This window comes from uncultured Zoogloea sp., assembly GCF_937894855.1.
Classification (GTDB): Bacteria; Pseudomonadota; Gammaproteobacteria; order Burkholderiales; family Rhodocyclaceae; genus Zoogloea; species Zoogloea oryzae.
This window is the reverse complement of sequence record NZ_CALAYQ010000104.1, coordinates 1-17990: the sequence shown is the minus strand read 5'-3', so window position 1 is coordinate 17990 and position 17990 is coordinate 1. Positions and strand designations below refer to the sequence as shown.

Here is a 17990-nt window from a genome sequence, read left to right as displayed (position 1 = left end):
GCAGGGAACGGCTGTGGCTGCTGCCTTCCGGCCCTGACCAGGTTCACCGCGCTGCTATGCGGGGAGACCCGCCACGGCGCGCATTCTAACAGCAGGCCGCGGCTGCGCCCAACTTTCTTTCAAGGCATTTTTTGCGCCGCAGCAGCGGGGCCGAAGGGCAGCACGATCTCCATCACCAGCCCGCCGTCCGGACGATTGCTGGCCGCGATGCGCCCGCCGTGGGCCTCCACCGCCCGCCGCGCGATGGCAAGCCCCAGGCCGAAGCCCCCTGCCGACTGCCCGGCGGGGCTGCGGTAGAAGGGCTCGAAGATCGCCGTCAGATCGGCCTCCGGCACGCCGGGCCCGCGGTCGGCGACGGTGAGCACGAAGCGCCCGTCCGCCGCGCTGGCGCGCACATCCATCACGGTGCCTTCGGCGGTGTACTTCACCGCGTTGCGGATCACGTTCTCGAAGGCGCGCTGGACGAGCTCGACCCGCATCTCGCCTTCTGCCTCGCCCTCGCCGGTGAAGGTCAGTTCGCGGCCGCGGGCGTGGGCCTCGAAGCGGGCGTCGTCGGCGATGGCGGCGGCCAGATCGAACAGCTCGACCGGCTCGCTGCGGCTGTCGCGGGTGCCGGCATCCAGCCGGGCGATGGTAAGGAGCTGGCCGACCAGCTCGTCGAGGCGCACGGCCTCGCGCTCGATGCGGTCGAGGGTCGCCTCGAGCTTGGCCGGGTCCTGCCGCGCCAGGCCGATGGCGGCCTGCAGGCGGGCCAGCGGCGAGCGCAGCTCGTGGGAGACGTCGTGGAGCAGGCGACGCTGGGCGCCGATGAGATTCTGGATCTGCTGGGCCATGCGGTCGAAGTCGCCGCCCAGATCGGCGATCTCGTCGCGCCGGGCGCCCATCAGCGGGCCGACGCGGGTTTCCAGCTGGCCGCTCGCCACCGCCCCGAAGGCCCAGCGCAGGTTGCGGATCGGCCGCGCCAGATACCAGGCCAGGAGCGCGCTGAACACCACGCTGGCGATCAGCCCGGTGGTAATCGGCACCCACGGGTCGGGCGGCAGCGGGCCGCGCCGGTCAAAGGGCGGACGCCCACCGCGGGGTGGCTCACCCGGCCTCGGGCCCACGCCGGGCGGCAGGTCATGGCGGGGCTCGAAGCGCTCGCCCGGCACCTGGGGCACGAACAGCAGCAGGCGCTGACCGTCCGGCGTGGTGGCCAGCCGGGCGGGGCGACGCGGGTCGTCCGAGGTCGCCTTGGCCCGGGCGTCGGCGACCAGATCGGTGCCCACCTCGCGCCCGAAGACTTCGCGCCCGGCCTCGTCCACCACGAACATCCGCGGCATCCGCTCGCCACGCCATTCGGCGACGAGATCGCGCAGGGCCGGCAGGCCGCCGTGCGCCAGCACCGAGGCTGCCGCCGACAGCGCCAGCGTCACCCGCGGGCCGCCGTTCAGCAGCGGATCGCGCTCGGCCTCGATGCGCTCACGCTCCTTCTGCTGGTGCCACCACACCGCGCTGCCCACGCCGACGCCCGCCAGCAGCAGGGCCAGCCAGAAGGCGAAGAAGAACTTCCAGAACAGCCGACCGAATCTCACGCTTCGCCTTTCACTCGCGGATCAGCTGGTAGCCCAGCCCGCGCACCGTCTCGATCCACGAGCGTCCATCGGGCCGCGGGCCCAGCTTGTGGCGGATGCTCGACAGGTGCACGTCGATGCTCCGGTCGAAGCGCGCCAGTGGCCGCCCGAGGCCCTGCTCGGACAACTCGGCCTTGGTCACGACACGGCCAGCGCTGCGGGCCAGCAGTTCGAGCAGATTGAATTCGGTGCTGGTGAGATCCAGCGGCTCGCCCCGCCACTGGGCGCGGCGCATCTGCGGCCACATCTGCAGGGCGCCGGCCACCAGCGGACCGCTGGCGACATCGGCCGTGGAGACATCCTGGGTGCGCCGCAGGATCGCCCGCAGGCGCGCCACCAGCTCGCGCGGGGTGCAGGGCTTGGGCACATAGTCGTCGGCGCCGAGCTCCAGCCCGACGATGCGGTCCACGTCGTCGCCCTTGGCGGTGAGCATGATCACCGGCACCTGGCTATGGGCGCGGATGCGCCGCAGGGCTTCGATCCCGCCCAGGCGCGGCATCATCACGTCGAGCACCACGATGGCGTAGTCGCCGCTCAGGGCGCCTGCCACGCCGGCCTCGCCGTCGTGGGCCACGTCGGCCTCGAAACCCTCCTGCTCGATGTACTCCCGCAACATCGACGACAGCTCCACGTCGTCATCCACCAGCAACACCTTGCTCATCCCGCACCTGCTTTCTGGAAAACCTGCTGCAGATGATACGGGCCGGCGGGCCGCCACGAAATTTCACGGCCGGGCTTTTACCCGCCTTTACATGCCTTTACATGTTGCGAACCGGGCTTAACAGCGCCCTGCCCGAAGATTTCACCTGTCTTCGAGCCCAGCGCCCAAACCATGCCCCGACGCCTCCGCCTGATCGCCCTTGTCACCGCCCTGGCCTGGAGCAGCGGCAGCCAGGCCATCAGCCTGCCCGATCTGGGCGATTCGGCCGAGACCGCGCTCTCCCGCCAGAGCGAAAAAGCCCTGGGCGAGCAGACCATGACCAGCCTGCGGGCCTCCGGCGCCATGCTCAACGACCCGGAGATCAACGCCTATCTCGATGCCCTCGGCCACCGGCTGGTGGCCTCCGACCCCGATCTGGCCGGCCAGCATTTCAGCTTCTTCGCGGTCGATTCCCACGAACTCAACGCTTTCGCCCTGCCCGGCGGCTACATCGGCGTGAACAGCGGGCTCATCGCCGCCACCCAGAGCGAGAGTGAGCTCGCCTCGGTGCTGGCCCACGAGATCAGCCACGTCAGCCAGCACCACATCGCCCGGCAGATTGCCGCCCAGTCGAGCACCAAGATGCTGTCGATGGCCGCGATGGTCGCCGCCATCCTCGCCGCCGGCACCGGTAACGGGCAAGCCGCCATGGCCGCAGCCACCGGCGCCACCGCGGCCCAGCAGCAGAGCATGATCAACTACACCCGCGAGCACGAGCAGGAGGCCGACCGGATCGGCTTTCAGCTGCTGGTGCGCGCCGGCTTCGACCCGCGGGCGATGGCCGCCTTCTTCGAGCGCCTCCAGCAGAACACCCGGCTGGTGGATGCCGGCACCACCCCGGCCTGGCTGCGTACCCATCCGCTCACCTCCCAGCGGGTCGCCGAGGCCGAGGATCGCGCCTTCACCCAGCCCTACCGGCAGGTGCCCGACAGCCAGGACTACCACCTCGCCCGCGCCCTCGTGCGCAGCTACGAAGGCCAGCCCCGCGACGCCGAGCAGCGCCTCACCGCCGAGCTGGCCGAAGGTCGCTACCGGGATCGCATCGCCGCCCGCTACGGCCTCGCCGCGGGGCAGCTACGGGCCAGCCACTTCGCCGCCGCCGAAGCCACCGTTGATGGCCTCGCCCGCGACGGCTTCCGCCACCCCATGCTCGAAGCCCTGGCCGGCCAGATCCTCAGCCAGTCGGGCCGCCTTGCCGCCGCCCGGGCGCGCTACGAAGCCGCCCTCAAACGCTATCCGGATCACCTGCAACTGGTGTACGACTACCCCGCCCTGCTCATCAAGAGCGGTGACTTCAAGACCGCCGCCGCCTTCATCGACGCCCAGCTCCTCGTCCGCCCCAGCGACGCCACCCTGCACCAGCAGGCCGCAGAAGCCTGGGCCGCGCTGGGCAGCCCGCTCAAATCCCACCGGCACCAGGGCGAGCTCTACGCCCTGTCGGGCAGCACCAAGGCGGCGATGGAGCAGTTCCAGCTGGCCCTTAAAAGCACCCGCGACGACAGCCCGGACGTGCAGATCGTGGAAGCCCGCCTGCAGGCCCTGCGCGCCCGCGAGCGCGAGGACAAGGCCGACGGCCGCGGTGACGGGCGCACGCGCGGTAACAAACCCGAACTTTCCCTTTACCCGCATTTACCCGCCGCCAACGGGCATTAACACGCCGACATGCGAAATTTCGTCCCATCAGGCGGGCATTGACGCCGGCCTGATCCGACAACCCAAGCCCTCCAAGGAAACGCCATGAACCTCCGCAAGAAGCTCCTGATCCCCCTGGCCCTGGTCACTGCCACCGCCGCCGCCCTCCCCTTCGCCGCCCAGGCCATGGACGGCGGCCCCCATTGCGACGGCCACGGCCCGCGCTTCGGCATGCGCGGCGGGATGAATCATTTCGAGGGCGGCATGCACATGCCCCCGTTCATCCGCGAACTCAAGCTGACCGAAGCCCAGCGCGACCAGATCTTCAAGATCATGCACGAGCAGGCCCCGGCCATCCGCGACAAGGCCAAGGAAGCCCGCAAGGCCCACGCCGACCTGCGTGCCCTCACCTTCTCGGGCAACTACGACGAAGCCAAGGTAAAGGCCCTGGCCGAGACCGAAGCCCAGGCCATGGCGGCGATCACCCAGCTGCGCGCCGCCGGCGCCAACCAGATCTACCAGCTGCTCACCCCCGAGCAGCGCAAGAAGGCCGACGAGCTGAAGGCCCAGTTCGAAGCCGATGGCCCCCGCCGTGCCGGCCCACCGCCGGCCGACGGTCCCGCTGCCGGCAAGCGTCGCTGATCTTCTTCCACCCGCAGGGCGCTCCGGCGCCCTGCCTTCACCCGCCCAGAGAGCCCGCCAAGCCCATGCGCCCCCTCGACCCCATCGACCGCAAGATCCTCCACGCCCTGCAACAGGACGGCCGCGTCACCATGACCGATCTGGCCGCCCAGGTCGGGCTGTCCGCCACGCCATGCACCGAACGCGTCCGCCGCCTGGAGCGCGAAGGCATCATCTCCGGCTATCACGCCCGGGTGAATCCGCTCGCCCTGGGGTTACGGGTGCTGGTGTTCATCGAGATCCGGGTGTCCAACAAGTCGCCCAAGGTGCTCGACGAGATCCGCCAGTCCCTCGAAAAGCTCGACGAGATCACCGAATGCCATCTGGTGACCGGCGATTTCGACTACCTCATCAAGGCCCGCCTGGGCGCCCTGGAGGATTACCACGACCTGCTGTGCACCCTGCACAGCTACCTGCCCGGCGTGGTGATGCAGCGCAGCTACGTGGTGATGGAAGAGCTCAAGGAAACCCACTACCTGCGGGCCTGACCCGCCGCGCAGCATCGACGGCGGCCCGGCCCGCGAAACCCTGCCCGACGCCCGCCCCAACGGCGCAAAATGACTGCCGCGGCCATCCGTCCGCGCCCCGTCGACTCCCCGCGCCACGCCCATGAACTACCTCGCCCACGCCTATCTCGCCGGGCCGCTCGCCACCGACCGCATCGGCGGGGTGATCGGCGACTTCGTCAAGGGGCCGCTGCCGGCCGGGCTGGATGAGGCCCTCGCGGCAGGCGTCGCGCTACATCGGCGCATCGACAGCTTTGCCGACGGCCACCCGGCCTTCCGTCGCAGCCGCGCCCGGATCAGCGACGCCCGGCGGCGGGTGAGCGGGGTGATGGTCGATATGTTCTACGACCACTTCCTGGCGCTGCACTGGCAGCAGTTCAGCCCCCGGCCGCTCACCGACTTCACCGCCGAAACCTACCGGCTGATCGCCACCCACCCCGCCCCCCTGCCCGCCGGCTTCATGCCGGTCTTCGAACGCATGGCCGCCCACGACTGGCTGGCCAGCTACCGGGACGCCGCCAGCGTCGCCCTCGCCCTGGACCGGATGGCGCGCTTCCGGCTGCGTCAGCCCAACCCGCTGGCGGGGGCTGGCGCCGAACTCCTGGAGGCGTTTGCCGGGCTCGAAGCCGACTTCTTCGCGTTCCTGCCCGACGCGCAGGCATTTGCCGCGCAGTTCCAAGCCCAGCGCTGAGCCCAGCCCGCCCGCCCCCGCGTGCGACGGGGGCCTAAACCTTTCATCGTCCGCGACCGTAATCGCTACATCGGGCCCACCGCGGGGCGTTGCAGTCATGGCCGCCGCAAAAACGCACGCCGCACGCACGGCACCGGTGCCCCCACCGCCCATCCCGACCACGATCGGGCCAATGGCAGCCCGCACCGGCAATCAAAATAAAGAAATCGTTGGAGAACACCTGATGACCGGCCTTTCATGGCAGTCGTTGAGAACAAGGCTGGTCGCCGGATCGCTCTGCGTTTCCGTCGCGTCGATCTGGATCGTGATGTTCGTGATCGGCAAGTATCTGCGCGCAGACATGGAATCGGCCATCTCGGCCCAGCAGTACTCGACGGTCTCCCTCATCGCCTCCGAAATCCACCGCTCGGTGAATGAGCGCAGCGCCATCCTGGACCGCCTCGCCCGGCACCTGGGCCGCTACGGCGACCTGCGCCGCGCCAACCCCCAGGCGCTGCTCGAAACCCAGGCCGGGCTCGACCCGCTGTTCAACTGGGGGGTCATCGTGGTGGATGCGGACGGCCTCGCCCTGGCCAGCGCGCCATCCTCCCTCAACCGCACCGGCACCGATTACGGCGACCTGCCGTTTCTGCCCGAGGTGCGAGACTCCGACAAGGCCGTCATCAGCCAGCCACGCGTGGGCAAACGCACCGGCGTCCCGGTCATCACCCTCGCCCTGCCGATCCGGGCGCCGGACGGGCGCTACCTGGGTGCGGTGATGGGCGTGACCAACCTCAGCGAACCGAACTTCCTGGATCAGATCAGCACCGCCAAGTATGGCCACACCGGCGACTTCCTGGTCACCGACGCCAGATCACGCACCTTCATCGCCTCGTCCGACAAACGCCGGGTGATGCAGACCGGCCCCGCGCCCGGGGTCAATCCGGTGTACGACCATTATCTTGGCGGGCACGAGGGCTCGGGTGTCGCGGTCAGCTCGCGGGGGGTGGAGGAACTGTCGTCGTCGGTCAGGATCGGCAACACCGGCTGGCTGATGCAGTCGGTCCTGCCCACCCAGGAAGCCTTCCTGGTCGTCCGGCAGATGCAGCAGCGGCTGCTCTTCTCGGCGGTGGCGCTGACCCTGCTGGCCAGCCTGATCGCCGGCTGGTGGGTGCGCCGGCAGCTGCAGCCGCTGGAACGCTCCGCCGTGCTGCTCGACGAGATGCGCCAGGGCACGCGTCCGCGCCAGCCCCTCCCGGTCGGGCGGGACGACGAGATCGGCAAGCTGGCCAACGCCTTCAACGGGCTGCTCCAGTCCATCGTCGACCAGGAAGCCCTGCTTGCCAAGGTGGCCGCCACCGAGCAGGTGCGCAAGATCCTCGCCCACGTCCCCGGCATGGTCTTTCAGTACTACCAGCACCCGAATGGCACCGGCGCCTTCCCCTTCGCCAGCGACGCGGTGCGCGAGATCTACGGGGTCAGCCCCGAAGTGGTGGAATCCGACGCCACCAGCATCCGGGAGCTCCTCGTCCCCGAAGACCGTGAGCGCTTCTTCAGCTCGCTCCGCCTGTCGGCCACCAGCATGGAACGCTGGCTCGTGGACTACCGCATTCGCCACCCCGACGGGCAGATCAAGTGGCTGCACGTGGACGCCATGCCCGAACGGGGCGAGGACGACCGGATCGTCTGGTACGGCTTCGTGACCGACGTGACCGCCACCAAGGCCCTCGAACACGAGCTGGAACTGCACCGCACCCACCTGGAGGAGCTCGTCCAGGAGCGCACCGAGCAGCTCGAAGTCGCCCGCAACGCCGCCGAATCGGCCAACGTGGCGAAGAGCACCTTCCTCGCCAACATGAGCCACGAGATCCGCACCCCGCTCAACGCCATCACCGGCATGGCCTTCCTGATGCACCGCACCGGCGTCACCCCCGAGCAGGCCGACCGGCTCACCAAGATCGAGGCCGCCAGCAGCCACCTGCTGGAGATCATCAATGCCATCCTCGACCTCTCCAAGATTGAGGCCGGCAAACTCACCCTCTGCGCCGAGCACATCCGGATCCCCACGCTGCTCGCCAACGTGGCGTCGATCATGCACGACCGCGCCACCGACAAGGGCCTCCAGCTGTGCATCGACGCCCCGGCCGACCTGCCGGGCGTCGTCGGCGACGAGACCCGCATCCAGCAGGCCCTGCTCAACTACGTGGGCAACGCCATCAAGTTCACCCAGCGGGGCAGCGTCACCATCGGGGTGAAGATCGAGGCCGACGAGGGCCCGCAGGTGCGCGTGCGCTTCGAGGTGCGCGACACCGGCATCGGCATCCCCGCCGAGGCCCTCGACAAGATCTTCGAATCCTTCGAGCAGGCCGACAGCTCCACCACCCGCGAATACGGCGGCACCGGCCTCGGGCTGGCGATCACCAAGCGGCTGGCCGAACTGATGGGCGGCACCGTGGGCGTCAGCAGCGCGCCGGGCGAAGGCAGCACCTTCTGGTTCACGGCCCTGCTCGACAAGGGCGCCGAGGGCGCAGACGACCACGACCTGCCGTCGCTTCACCAGGCCGAGGCCGCGCTCATGGCGATCGCCCAGGGCAAATCGGTGCTGCTCGTCGAAGATGAGCCGATCAGCCAGATGGTGGCGGAGGAGCTCCTCGTCACCGTCGGGCTGGAGGTCGATACCGCAGACAACGGCCAGCAGGCCGTCGCCAAGGCCGCAGCCAAGGCCTACGACCTGATCCTGATGGACATGCAGATGCCCAAGATGGACGGCCTCTCCGCCACCCGCGCCATCCGGCTGCTCCCGGAACGCCAGACCGTCCCCATCCTCGCCATGACGGCCAACGTCTTCAGCGAAGACAAGGCCAACTGCCTTGGCGCCGGGATGAACGATTTCCTGCCCAAACCGGTCGTGCCGGAACGGCTGTACTCGGCCCTGCTGCACTGGCTGGGGTAACCAGGCCGGACCGCCCGGCACGCGGCGATCGCCCCGGATGCCGCGCCGGACGCGGAACCCAGCGCCCGGCGCACCCAACAAAGCCACCGAACCCGGCGCCAAAAGCGCGAGCAAAAGCAAAAAGGCCCAACCACCTGAGTGATTGGGCCTAGACGCTTGAAACTGGTTGCGGGGGCAGGATTTGAACCTGCGACCTTCGGGTTATGAGGCTGATGATTAACATCAATGTTAATCGTGGCCAGGTGTCACAAGACCGGTCTTAAACGTCAATCAGATCATAATCTGTTGATTTATAAGAAATCTTTTAACGCCGCTTTTGTGACACTCTTCCCCGATTTCGGGAGCCGCATTCACAAAAGTTGTCACAACCGTCGTTTCAACCAACTGCAGAGGGCGCGACTATACCTTGACCGTCGGGTTAACGCAAATCACTCGTCGTGTTCTGCTCGGAGTGCGGCCCGGGAGGGCTGTACCGACCCTTGTGGCCTGTCTGCCAAGACCTGCCGAATGCCCAGGTTGCGGCAGGGCTCGGCTGAAAAACGGCGGGCGGCGCTGCGCGCCGCCCAGTGGTCAGCGGCTCAGTGATTCAGCGCCCAGTCACGCGGCGTCCCGCGGATCGATGACCGATCCGGTCTGTGCGCCCCAGGCCCGCGCCCGCGCAGCCATCGGCCGCTTGGGCCTGGACCGTCGCCCCGGCGTGGGCCTGCGTGCGGACGGTCTGCCTGATATCGACTGGGTCAGTATCCCGGGCCCTCAGCCCTTCATCTACGGGGACACCTACCACCAGGGCTTGCCCACCTTCGAGATCGCCCGATACCTTGTTGCCAACGCCGAGTTCCAGGCCTTCATCGACGCCGGGGGCCACCAGGATGAACGCTGGTGGCACGGGCTTGAACCTATTCCGGAGCCAGAGCCGCCCACGTGGGACGAACCCAACTCACCCCGGTAGAACGTCGGTTGGGACGAAGCGCTGGCCTTTTGCCGCTGGCTGTCGGCCGCAACGGGGGGCGGTGGTTTCTCTACCCACCGAGGCGCAATGGGAGCGGACTGCACGTGGTTGCGAAGGGCGGGAATACCCCTGGGGGCCGTTTGAGTCAGCTCAGATAAATTGCGCTGTTCATTCGGACGATGACGGTGATATCGGCGTTGGACGTACCAATGCCGTCGGTCTCTTTCCTCTGGACGCCACCCCGACACCGGAGGTGGTCTATGACTTGAGCGGCAATGTTTCTGAATGGTGCCAGGATGCCGATGGTAGCCCCACTGAAAACAAGCTCAACAGCTATGTGTCCCGTGTCCTGCGCGGCGGGGCTTGGGATGTCGATCCGGACTGCTGCCGCGCGACTTACCGTACCAGCCTCTGGCCCTTCTTCCGTATGAACCTCATCGGCTTTTGGGTGTGTCGTGTTTCCCCCATCAATCCGCGGGACGCCGCTTCGCTGGGCGCTGAAGCGCCGAGCCGCTGACCACTGGGCGGCGCGTAGCGCTGCCCGCGATCTTCAACGCCCCGACTTGCCCGGAAAATCCCCGGGCCAGAGCACAAATGCATCCAGTAGGTGTTCCCTCAGGCCACTGGTGTCACCATGGGCCGCGTGGGCAAGCCAGTCGCGCACGCGGGCGTCAAACTCGGCGAAGCTCAATCGCCCCTGGCAGTAGGCCTCGTAGCTCACCCCCCAGATGCCCGGTGGCAAATCGTACCTTGCGGCCCTTCAGCGGCCTGCGCTCCCGGTCGATCACAAAACCCAGCCACGGGGAGACGACGGAGGTCGGCATCACCTGGGCACTCTCTTCGTAGATGCACAGCCGCAAAGCGGCAAGCCGCTCGTACAGTGCGTGCGCGTTTCTTGCTATTGGAGAAAAGCGCAAAATCGTCCATATAGCGCTGCTAAGCGCGGCAACCCAATTCGCGTCTCACAAAAGAACCGAAAGGATGGAGGTAGTAGTTCGACCAGAACTGCGAGGTGAGATTTCCGATTGGCAGGCCGCGAGCAATGCTATCAACCTAACGCGAAATTCCTTGAGAACCCGCGCACTCCCGGTAAAAAATATATCGATAAGCCTCTGATAAATATACATTAAAAACTCGAAAAATTCGATCCTCAACCGCTGCTGGACGAGTTTTCCAAGTTCCTCCTCGACCCCGCCCTGATCGACCAAGTGCGCCGGCGCCCGGGCGCTTTTACCTGCGATCGCCATCTGACCTTGCCATGGATCGTGGCGATGATGTCCAGGATGTGCGCCAGCGTGCCGGCCGAACTCGATACCTTGTTCGGCTAGTTGAAGGACATGGCGGTCCGCGGTCGGGACGTCAGCGCGCATGCGTTCAGCAAGGCGCGGAAGAGGCAGTTCGAAACGACAGGGTAGGGTCGCATCCGTCGGTAAGCTCGCGCCATCGACATCGCTAAAGGACGCCGCGCGGCGGACGTAAAACCCACGTTCTCGGGGCGTTCCTGGGCTCCATCCGGAGGAACAGGGTAATGAATTACACATGGGGCATCCTGGGCCCCGGCAGCATCGAGAGCGTCCGCCGTGTGCGGACGCTGCAACTGGCCGCCACCACGCGGGACTTCAACGAGAGGGCGGTGCCCGGCCTCGGCGGCGTGTGGTTCGGCCGGCAGCTGTTTCTCGCCACTCTGGGGCTGCGGGTCGCCGAGCGGGCCACCGCCCGGGGCAGCCGCGCCGGCAAGATCGCGGTGGCCAACGCCATCGAGGCCCTCGCCTGCTGGCTGGCCATCAAGGGCGGGCTGCAGGCCGCTGAGCGCCGCGTGCGCGGCACGACGCTGCTGGCGGGCAAGGCCGACCTGAGCTTCCGCAGCGTGAGCCGGCCGGGCTTCTACGTCTCGCAGCCGATGCGCATGGGCACCGTCAATGCGCTGCCGGCGCTGGGCTTTGCCGACGCGGCGGGCAGCCGCTTCAGTGCCTTTGTCTGTAACGCCGACGGCGAGGCTTTCATCGATGCGGTGGCCGAGGGCTGCCGGCCCTTCGGGCGCGAGCTGGTGGAGCACCTGGCGATGTGGGTGTGCGGCGAGACCGACCAGGTCAACACCGAGGCCCTCTACCGGGCGCTGGCGCCGGTGCTGCCCCTGCCGCCGCGGGCCCGCGAGCTGCTGCACACCCGGCTTGAGCAGGGCGCTGCCGGCGAGGTGGCGGAGCACCGCATCCGCCGCGGCGACGCGCTGCGCTGGGTGCGCGCCCGGCGCAGCGGCGCGCCGCCGGTGACGTGGGACGCGCGCCCGGCGGAGATCACCCTGGCCGCCCACTGGGCCGACCTGCACGCCGGGGCGCTGTTCTTCATCGCCCGCGATGCGGCGCTGGTGGTGCTCGACGCGCTGGAGCTCGAGATCGCCACGCCGGAGCGGCGCGTGGCGATCGGCGGCGCGCTGCCGGGGCCCGTCCGGGCCGGGCTGGCGGCCCTGCGCGAGGCGGCGGCGGCCTTCCTGCAAACCGGCCACCCGGCGGAGGAGGCGCGGCGTTTCTGCACCGAGTGCATCGCGCCGCTAGACGCCGAGGTGCTCGGCCATCTGCTCGACCGGGACGGGCGCATCCTGCGCCGGCTGGGCGGCGAGGCCTGCCCGGGGCCGGCCTTCCGGGGCGGGGTGAGGGATGCCGATGACGGCGCCGATGCCACGGTGGCCCCCGACGACGCGCCGCCGGCCGATGACCCGGCCTGGCCGGCGGGCATCTCCCACCGCATCCACAACCTGTGGTGGCTCGGCCTCGATGTCGACGGGCTGATGGACGCCTGGCTGCTGCCCGCCACCGAGGAGGCCGCCCATGGCTGACAAACCCCTCTGCCCGCCGTCCCTGGCCCAGCTCTTCGATGCGCCGCCGGAGCATCAGGGCGTGTTTGGCTGGCTGTGCGGCTACTCGGCCGACGCCGACTTCCTCAACCAGGCGCTGGAGCGCTTCACGCTGGAGACCGCGGGCCAGCGCGCCCACCGCGGGCGCGTGTCGCTGGCGCTGATCCTGGACCCGTGCCAGCCGGCCCTCGGCCCGGTGGAGGTGCCCGGGCTGGCCCACCTGCCGCTGCGCCGTGCCGACCAGCGGCCGTTCCGGCTGCTCCACGCCAAGTTTGCGCTGCTGGGTTTCCGCGGGCCCGAGGACGGCGCGTGGCGGCTGCGGCTGATCGTGTCCACCGGCAACTGGACGCGCCAGACCGTCGAGGAGAGCCTGGATCTGGCCTGGTCGATCGAGGTCGATTCCGCCGAGCTGGCGGCCCATGACGGCGACCACGCCAGCGAGCTGGCCGAGCGCTGCGCCGACGTGAAAGCCGCCTGGGGGCTGCTGGGTTTCCTCCAGGGCCTGTTCGACCTGCGCCTGCTCGAGGCCGGCCGCGCGCGCCGCCACAGCGAGACGGTGGCAGCCCGTGACAGCCTCGCCGCCTGGCTTGCCCGCTGTGTGGCCGCCGCCGGCCCGCGGGCGCGCTTTATCGACAACCGGCGCCAGTCGCTGCTCGACCAACTGGTGCCGATGCTGCGGGCCCAGGCGGGGGAGGGCGCGCGCAACTACCTGGCGATGGGTTCGGGGTTCTTCGAGGCGGCTGCAGATGCCCGTGCCGGGCAGCTGCCCACGGTGCTCGCCGCCATCGTCGCGGCGCTCCGTGGGGCGGGGCTGCTGACGGCCTCGGCGACGGTCGACGTGTTCGTCAACCCGCTGGCCTGCCAGGGGGTGGCCGGCGCGGTCGGGGCTATCGGTGAGGCCGGCTGGTCGGTGCGGCCGGCGGCGACGATGGAGGCGGTCTTCGGGCGCCATGCCCGGCGCAGCCTGCACGCCAAGTTCCTGTTCAGCGCCCGGGAGCGCAGCAACTCGGCGGCCTGCGGCGGCGCGTGGGTGTATCTGGGCTCGGGCAACCTCACAGGTCCGGGTTTCGCCAGCCCGATGTCGGCCCACGGCGGCAACCTGGAGGCCGGCGTGATCTTCGCGCCCGGGGGGCTCGAGTGGCTCCGCGGGGGGCGGCAGGCGCCGGCGACGCTGGTCACCAACCTGCTGCCCCTGCAGTGTGACGACGAGTTCAGTGCTGACGCGCCGCCGGCCGCCGGCACCGAGATGCCGGAGCCGGGCGAGGCCCGCGTGGCGCCACCGGTGGCCTGGCTGGTCTGGGCTGCCCGGGGGGCCGATGGCCTGCTGCAGGCGGAGGGCCCGCTGCCGGACGAGCTGGCCGTGCTTGATACCGCGGGCACGCACTGTCCGCGGACGGACGACGGCTTTGTCTGGCTCGCGCCCCGGCCGCGCCAGGTGCGGCTGCGCTGGCAAGACGCCGGCCGGGCGCGGGAGTGTCTGGTGCCGGTGATGGACGAGTTCGGGCGGCTCGCCGCGGCCGACCTCGTCAGCCTCGGTTTCGACGAGGCCTGGTGGGCGCTGATGGGCTTCCCCGCTGCGCCCGACGACGACCGCCCGCCCGGGGATGACGACCCGGGTGACGACGGCGACGACGAGGGTGACGGAGGCGGCGGCCGCTCGGGCGGGGTGGCACCCTATCCGGTGCGCCAGATGATGGAGCTCATCGAGAACATCGCCGCCAAGCAGACCGCCCTGGCCCGCGCCGACTGGCCGGCCTGGTGCGCGCGCCTGGAGCAGACCCTGGCCCGGATCGCCGGCAGCCCGGTGGTCGACTACTTCCGGGCGCTCGGCCTCAACCCCCTGAGCCCGCTGCGGGGCGCGGCCTTCCGGCCCGATTTTGCCGAGGCGGACGCCACGCGGGAAGGGGAGATGTACGCGGCGGCGCTGGCGCGGGTGGAGAACAAGTGGGGCGTTGGTGCCTTGCAGGCGATCGGAGCGGGGGGGCGATGAAGCAGTGTTTCAAGGGTTGGATGGCGGTTGGGCAGGCGCTGGAGGCCCTCGCCGAAGCGAAGGGCCGGCCAGGCTGGCCGCTCAACGACGGCCAGTGCGCGAGCCTGCGGGGCATCGCCGCGCGGCTGCCGAAGAACGGCGTGGTGATCGCCGACGAGGTGGGCATGGGAAAGACTCGCATTGCGGTGGCCCTGGCCCGCAGCGTGATCGCCGCGGGTGGGCGGGTGCTGATCCTGGTGCCACCGGGGCTGGGCTTCCAGTGGCGCGCCGAGCTGCGTGACGGCGGCGTCGCGGCGCCCGACCTGCTGCGCACCCTGTGGCAGTACCTCTCGGTGTGGGCGCCGGACGGGCCCGCGGAGACACCCTGGTTCGAGCAGGACGTGGTGCTGCTGTCCCACGCCTTCACCCACTGGCGGCTGGGCCCGGGCTGCGAGCCCTGGCGCTGGGCGCTGCTGCCGGCCGTGCTTGCCTGGGCGCGCAAGGCTGCCCACCCGCGCAGCCTGCGGTGGCGCCACGAAAAGCTCGACGACAGCTGGGTTCAGGGCGCCGCGCAAAGCATTGTCGCGGCCGTAGGCAGCCTGCCGGGCTCGAACCCCGCCGCCCGCCTGCTCGCCGACCTCGTCACCCGCACCCACTGGCAGGCGGCGCTGGATGGCGCCAGCTACCGGCGCCACGAGGGGCTGCGGCCCGATCTCGAGCGGGTCGTCGGGCTGGGCCTGGGGGTGTTCGACCTGGTGATCATCGACGAGGCCCACAAGAGCCGCGGCGGTGACAGCGGCCTGTCGCGCATCCTCGACGGCGTGGTGCTGGCGGGTGACGCCGTGCGCCACCTGGCGATGACGGCGACGCCGGTGGAGCTCGACGTGGGCCAGTGGCGCCAGACGCTCCGGCGCATCGGGGTGGATGCGGCGGCGCTGTCGGGCCCCGGGGGCGATATTTTCGAGCGCTATGTGAAGGCCTGCCTGCGGGTGCGCCAGTCGCCCGACAGCCCGGCGGCGCTGGCGCACTTCCGCGGCACGGCGGACAGCTTCCAGTCGGCGCTGACGCCCTTCCTGCTGCGCCGGGACAAGCGCGAGGTGCCCGCCGTACAGGCCTTCGCCGCGCACACCGGGCTGCCCTTCCATGCCTATCGGGAGGAGCGGGAGGTCTCCGTCGACACCCTCCACCTGGGCCCCGCCTGGAAGCAGGCGGTGTGCGCAGCCGAGGCCTTGTCGGTGGTTGCGCGGGGGAGCGACGATTCTTTCTCGAAGCGCCTGCGCCTGACGATGGGCAGCGGCCACGGCATCGCCACCCTGATCGACCAGGTGCGGCGCGACGCGGACAAGGACCACCACCAGTTCGCCGCCGAAGTCCACGACGGTCACGTGGATGCGGGCGATGCCCCCGACACCCACGACGCCGCCTCGCCCGGCCCCGACAAGCGGGCGCAGCGGGCCGCCTGGTGGCGGGCCGTGATCGGCGGCGCCTTTGCCGGCGACGGCGACCCGTTGTACGAACACCCGGCCCTGCTGGCGGCGGTGGAGGCGATCGAGGAGGTCACCGGTGCCGGCGAGAAGGTGCTGGTGTTCGGGCGCTTCACGCTGCCGCTGCAGGCCCTCGAGCGCCTGCTCAACGCGCGCCAGATGCTGCGCGCCCTCGATGCCGGCGAGCCGTGGGCCCAGGCCAAGGTCCATGACGACGAATGGACTGCCGTCCAGGCGGCCCACCGCCAGCTCGGCCGCGCCGGCACGGTGGACCGGCAGGCGCTCGATGCGCGGCTGAGGCGCCAGTACCGGGATCTTGAGAGCCGCCGGCGCGACTTCCGCAGCGGCCTGCTGGAGGGGCTCGATGCCGGCCTGCCGGCCCAGGGCCGCCCGCGGAGGGTCTTCGAGGCCTTCCGTCAGGTTGTGGCGCGGGAAGCCGGCCAGCCCGACGGCGCCCTCGCGCTCGTGGCCCAGGCGTTGCACGAGCTGGCCGCCGGCGAGCGGGATGCCGGCGCGGCCCGGCCCGTGGCCGGCGCCTTCGCAGCGCTCCTCGACGCCGTCTGCGAGCCGCAGGACGACGACGAGGCGAGCGACCAGGCGCTCACCGATACCGCCGCCGGCGCCCTGTGGCAGACCCTGCAGGTGCGCCTGCGCGAGGAGTTCAACCGCCCCGAAGGGGGCTTCGCCCGGCTGATGTACGGCGGCACCGAGCCCCAGACCCGGCGCTTCCTTCAGCTGGCCTTCAACCGGCCCGGCAGCCACCCGCGGGTGCTGGTCGCCCAGTCGCTGGTGGGGCGGGAGGGGCTCAACCTGCACCGGGCCTGCAAGACAGTGGTGCTGCTCCACCCGGAGTGGAACCCCGGCGTCGTCGAGCAGCAGATCGGCCGCGTGGACCGGGTCGACAGCCTGTGGGAGCGGCAGCTCGGCGAGCGCCTCTGCCAGGACCCCGGCGAGGCGCCCTGGCCCCGCATCCTGGTGCGGCCGGTGGTGTTCCGGGGCACCTACGACGAACGCAACTGGGATGTCCTGCGGGAGCGCTGGGACGCGCTGCGGGCGCAGCTGCACGGGGTGGTGATCCCGCCGCGCGCCGGCGAGCGCTTCGGCGTGGCGCCCGGCCTGGTGGCCGAGATCAACGAGGCGGCGCCGCGCTTCTCGCCGATGCCGGTGGCACTGTGCCAAGGTTTCGGGCAACTGCTCGTAATTGCGGGCCAGGCGGCGAAGGCGGGCCGCTCAGCCGAAGCTACGTTCGACTACCCATCGCCGGGGTAACAGCACGCCCCCCGCTTGGCCTCGGGGAGCTTGAACCCTTCGAGGGCAATGCCTTGCTCCAGCGCCGCGTTGGCGGGGTTCTGGCCGGTGTAACCCTGATCGACGTAGGCCAGGGTCACCTCCTGATTGCTCATTTCCTGGATCGCCTCGGCCAGCTGGCCGACCTGATCCTGATCGTTGGCCGGGGTGACATGCAGTGCAAGCAGGTTGCTCAGCGTATCGACGGCGAAATGAACTTTCGAGCCCTTCCTGCGCTTGGCGCCGTCGTAGCCGGCTCGGGCGCTGCTGGTGGGGGTCGATTGCAGGGTCCGGCTGTCCAGAATGACGGCCGACGGATGGGACAGGCGTCCATCGGTCAAGCGCAGCAGCATGCGCAAGTCGTGCCGACGCTGGCCAGCCGTCGATCAGGAAAAGGATCAGGTAAGGCGCGACGAGAGCCCATTTTTCGTCGCTGACGTCTGTCGGGTAGGGTTTACGTTCTGCCATAGCCACTGAATCTTAAGGCTACGGCATGGTTCAGAATATGCTCTAGGTGCAACTTCAGGGCACCTCGAAAAACCTTGCTTTCCGAAAACTATGCAATTTTAAATCAACAGCTTACAACAGTTTTTCGGGGAAGTCAGGGGTTCTTCGAGGTGCCCTTCAATGCATCCCATTGCACACATCTCCCACCCCTGTACCCTATCGTCCTGAGTGACGAACACAGGGAGCGT

At 69.6% G+C, this 17990-nt stretch carries 13 protein-coding genes, 1 other RNA gene and 1 pseudogene; 10 read left to right on the top strand and 5 right to left on the bottom strand.

Annotation, left to right across the window (positions count from 1 at the left end):
• The 3 genes from ffs to Q0672_RS12760 all read right to left on the bottom strand — a co-directional run.
• An RNA gene (ffs, locus tag Q0672_RS12770) (signal recognition particle sRNA small type) lies at positions 1-73 on the bottom strand; the annotation flags it as partial.
• Between the two features lie 46 nt (positions 74-119).
• Positions 120-1574 (bottom strand): HAMP domain-containing sensor histidine kinase, encoded by a 1455-nt coding sequence (locus Q0672_RS12765; RefSeq protein ID WP_298622711.1) that lies wholly within the window; start codon positions 1572-1574, stop codon positions 120-122.
• A gap of 10 nt (positions 1575-1584) precedes the next feature.
• Positions 1585-2274: a response regulator gene (locus Q0672_RS12760; protein ID WP_298622709.1), complete on the bottom strand. Its 690-nt coding sequence runs from the start codon at positions 2272-2274 to the stop codon at positions 1585-1587.
• A 171-nt stretch (positions 2275-2445) separates the two neighbouring features.
• On the opposite strand from Q0672_RS12760, the gene Q0672_RS12755 reads away from it, so the two are divergent.
• From Q0672_RS12755 to Q0672_RS12725, 7 genes are all read left to right on the top strand, one after another.
• The gene (locus Q0672_RS12755) at positions 2446-3966 is read left to right on the top strand and encodes a M48 family metalloprotease (RefSeq protein ID WP_298622707.1); all 1521 of its coding nucleotides are present in this window, start codon (positions 2446-2448) and stop codon (positions 3964-3966) included.
• 84 nt (positions 3967-4050) lie between these two features.
• Positions 4051-4587 carry a Spy/CpxP family protein refolding chaperone gene (locus tag Q0672_RS12750; RefSeq protein ID WP_298622705.1) on the top strand — a complete coding sequence of 179 codons (537 nt, stop codon included), beginning with the start codon at positions 4051-4053 and terminating at the stop codon, positions 4585-4587.
• 65 nt (positions 4588-4652) lie between these two features.
• A complete protein-coding gene (locus tag Q0672_RS12745; protein ID WP_284189165.1) occupies positions 4653-5114 on the top strand; it encodes a winged helix-turn-helix transcriptional regulator in 462 nt (153 codons plus the stop codon).
• Positions 5115-5235: 121 nt separating this feature from the next.
• The gene (locus Q0672_RS12740) at positions 5236-5823 is read left to right on the top strand and encodes an ACP phosphodiesterase (protein ID WP_298622702.1); all 588 of its coding nucleotides are present in this window, start codon (positions 5236-5238) and stop codon (positions 5821-5823) included.
• 223 nt (positions 5824-6046) lie between these two features.
• A complete protein-coding gene (locus Q0672_RS12735; protein WP_298622700.1) occupies positions 6047-8755 on the top strand; it encodes an ATP-binding protein in 2709 nt (902 codons plus the stop codon).
• 619 nt (positions 8756-9374) lie between these two features.
• Complete coding sequence (locus Q0672_RS12730; RefSeq protein ID WP_298622698.1) at positions 9375-9704, top strand: hypothetical protein; 330 nt, start codon at positions 9375-9377, stop codon at positions 9702-9704.
• Positions 9705-9765: 61 nt separating this feature from the next.
• Positions 9766-10221, top strand: coding sequence for a formylglycine-generating enzyme family protein (locus Q0672_RS12725; protein WP_298622696.1), 456 nt, complete (start codon positions 9766-9768; stop codon positions 10219-10221).
• A gap of 445 nt (positions 10222-10666) precedes the next feature.
• Here the strand turns inward: Q0672_RS12725 and Q0672_RS12720 are convergent, their stop codons facing one another.
• Positions 10667-11074 (bottom strand): hypothetical protein, encoded by a 408-nt coding sequence (locus tag Q0672_RS12720; RefSeq protein WP_298622694.1) that lies wholly within the window; start codon positions 11072-11074, stop codon positions 10667-10669.
• 158 nt (positions 11075-11232) lie between these two features.
• Between Q0672_RS12720 and Q0672_RS12715 the strand changes: the two genes are divergently transcribed.
• The 3 genes from Q0672_RS12715 to Q0672_RS12705 are packed head-to-tail and all read left to right on the top strand — an operon-like array spanning position 11233 to position 17277.
• On the top strand, positions 11233-12537 hold the full coding sequence (locus tag Q0672_RS12715; RefSeq protein ID WP_298622692.1) for a hypothetical protein: 1305 nt from the start codon (positions 11233-11235) through the stop codon (positions 12535-12537).
• A complete protein-coding gene (locus tag Q0672_RS12710) occupies positions 12530-14545 on the top strand; it encodes a hypothetical protein (protein WP_298622690.1) in 2016 nt (671 codons plus the stop codon). Before Q0672_RS12715 ends, Q0672_RS12710 begins: the two co-directional genes overlap by 8 nt.
• Positions 14542-17277, top strand: coding sequence for a helicase-related protein (locus tag Q0672_RS12705; protein WP_298622688.1), 2736 nt, complete (start codon positions 14542-14544; stop codon positions 17275-17277). Before Q0672_RS12710 ends, Q0672_RS12705 begins: the two co-directional genes overlap by 4 nt.
• Here Q0672_RS12705 and Q0672_RS12700 read toward each other — a convergent pair.
• Positions 17242-17763, bottom strand: a pseudogene (locus Q0672_RS12700) (transposase); the annotation flags it as partial. The gene Q0672_RS12705 and the pseudogene Q0672_RS12700 overlap by 36 nt on opposite strands.
• Positions 17764-17990 lie beyond the last annotated feature (227 nt).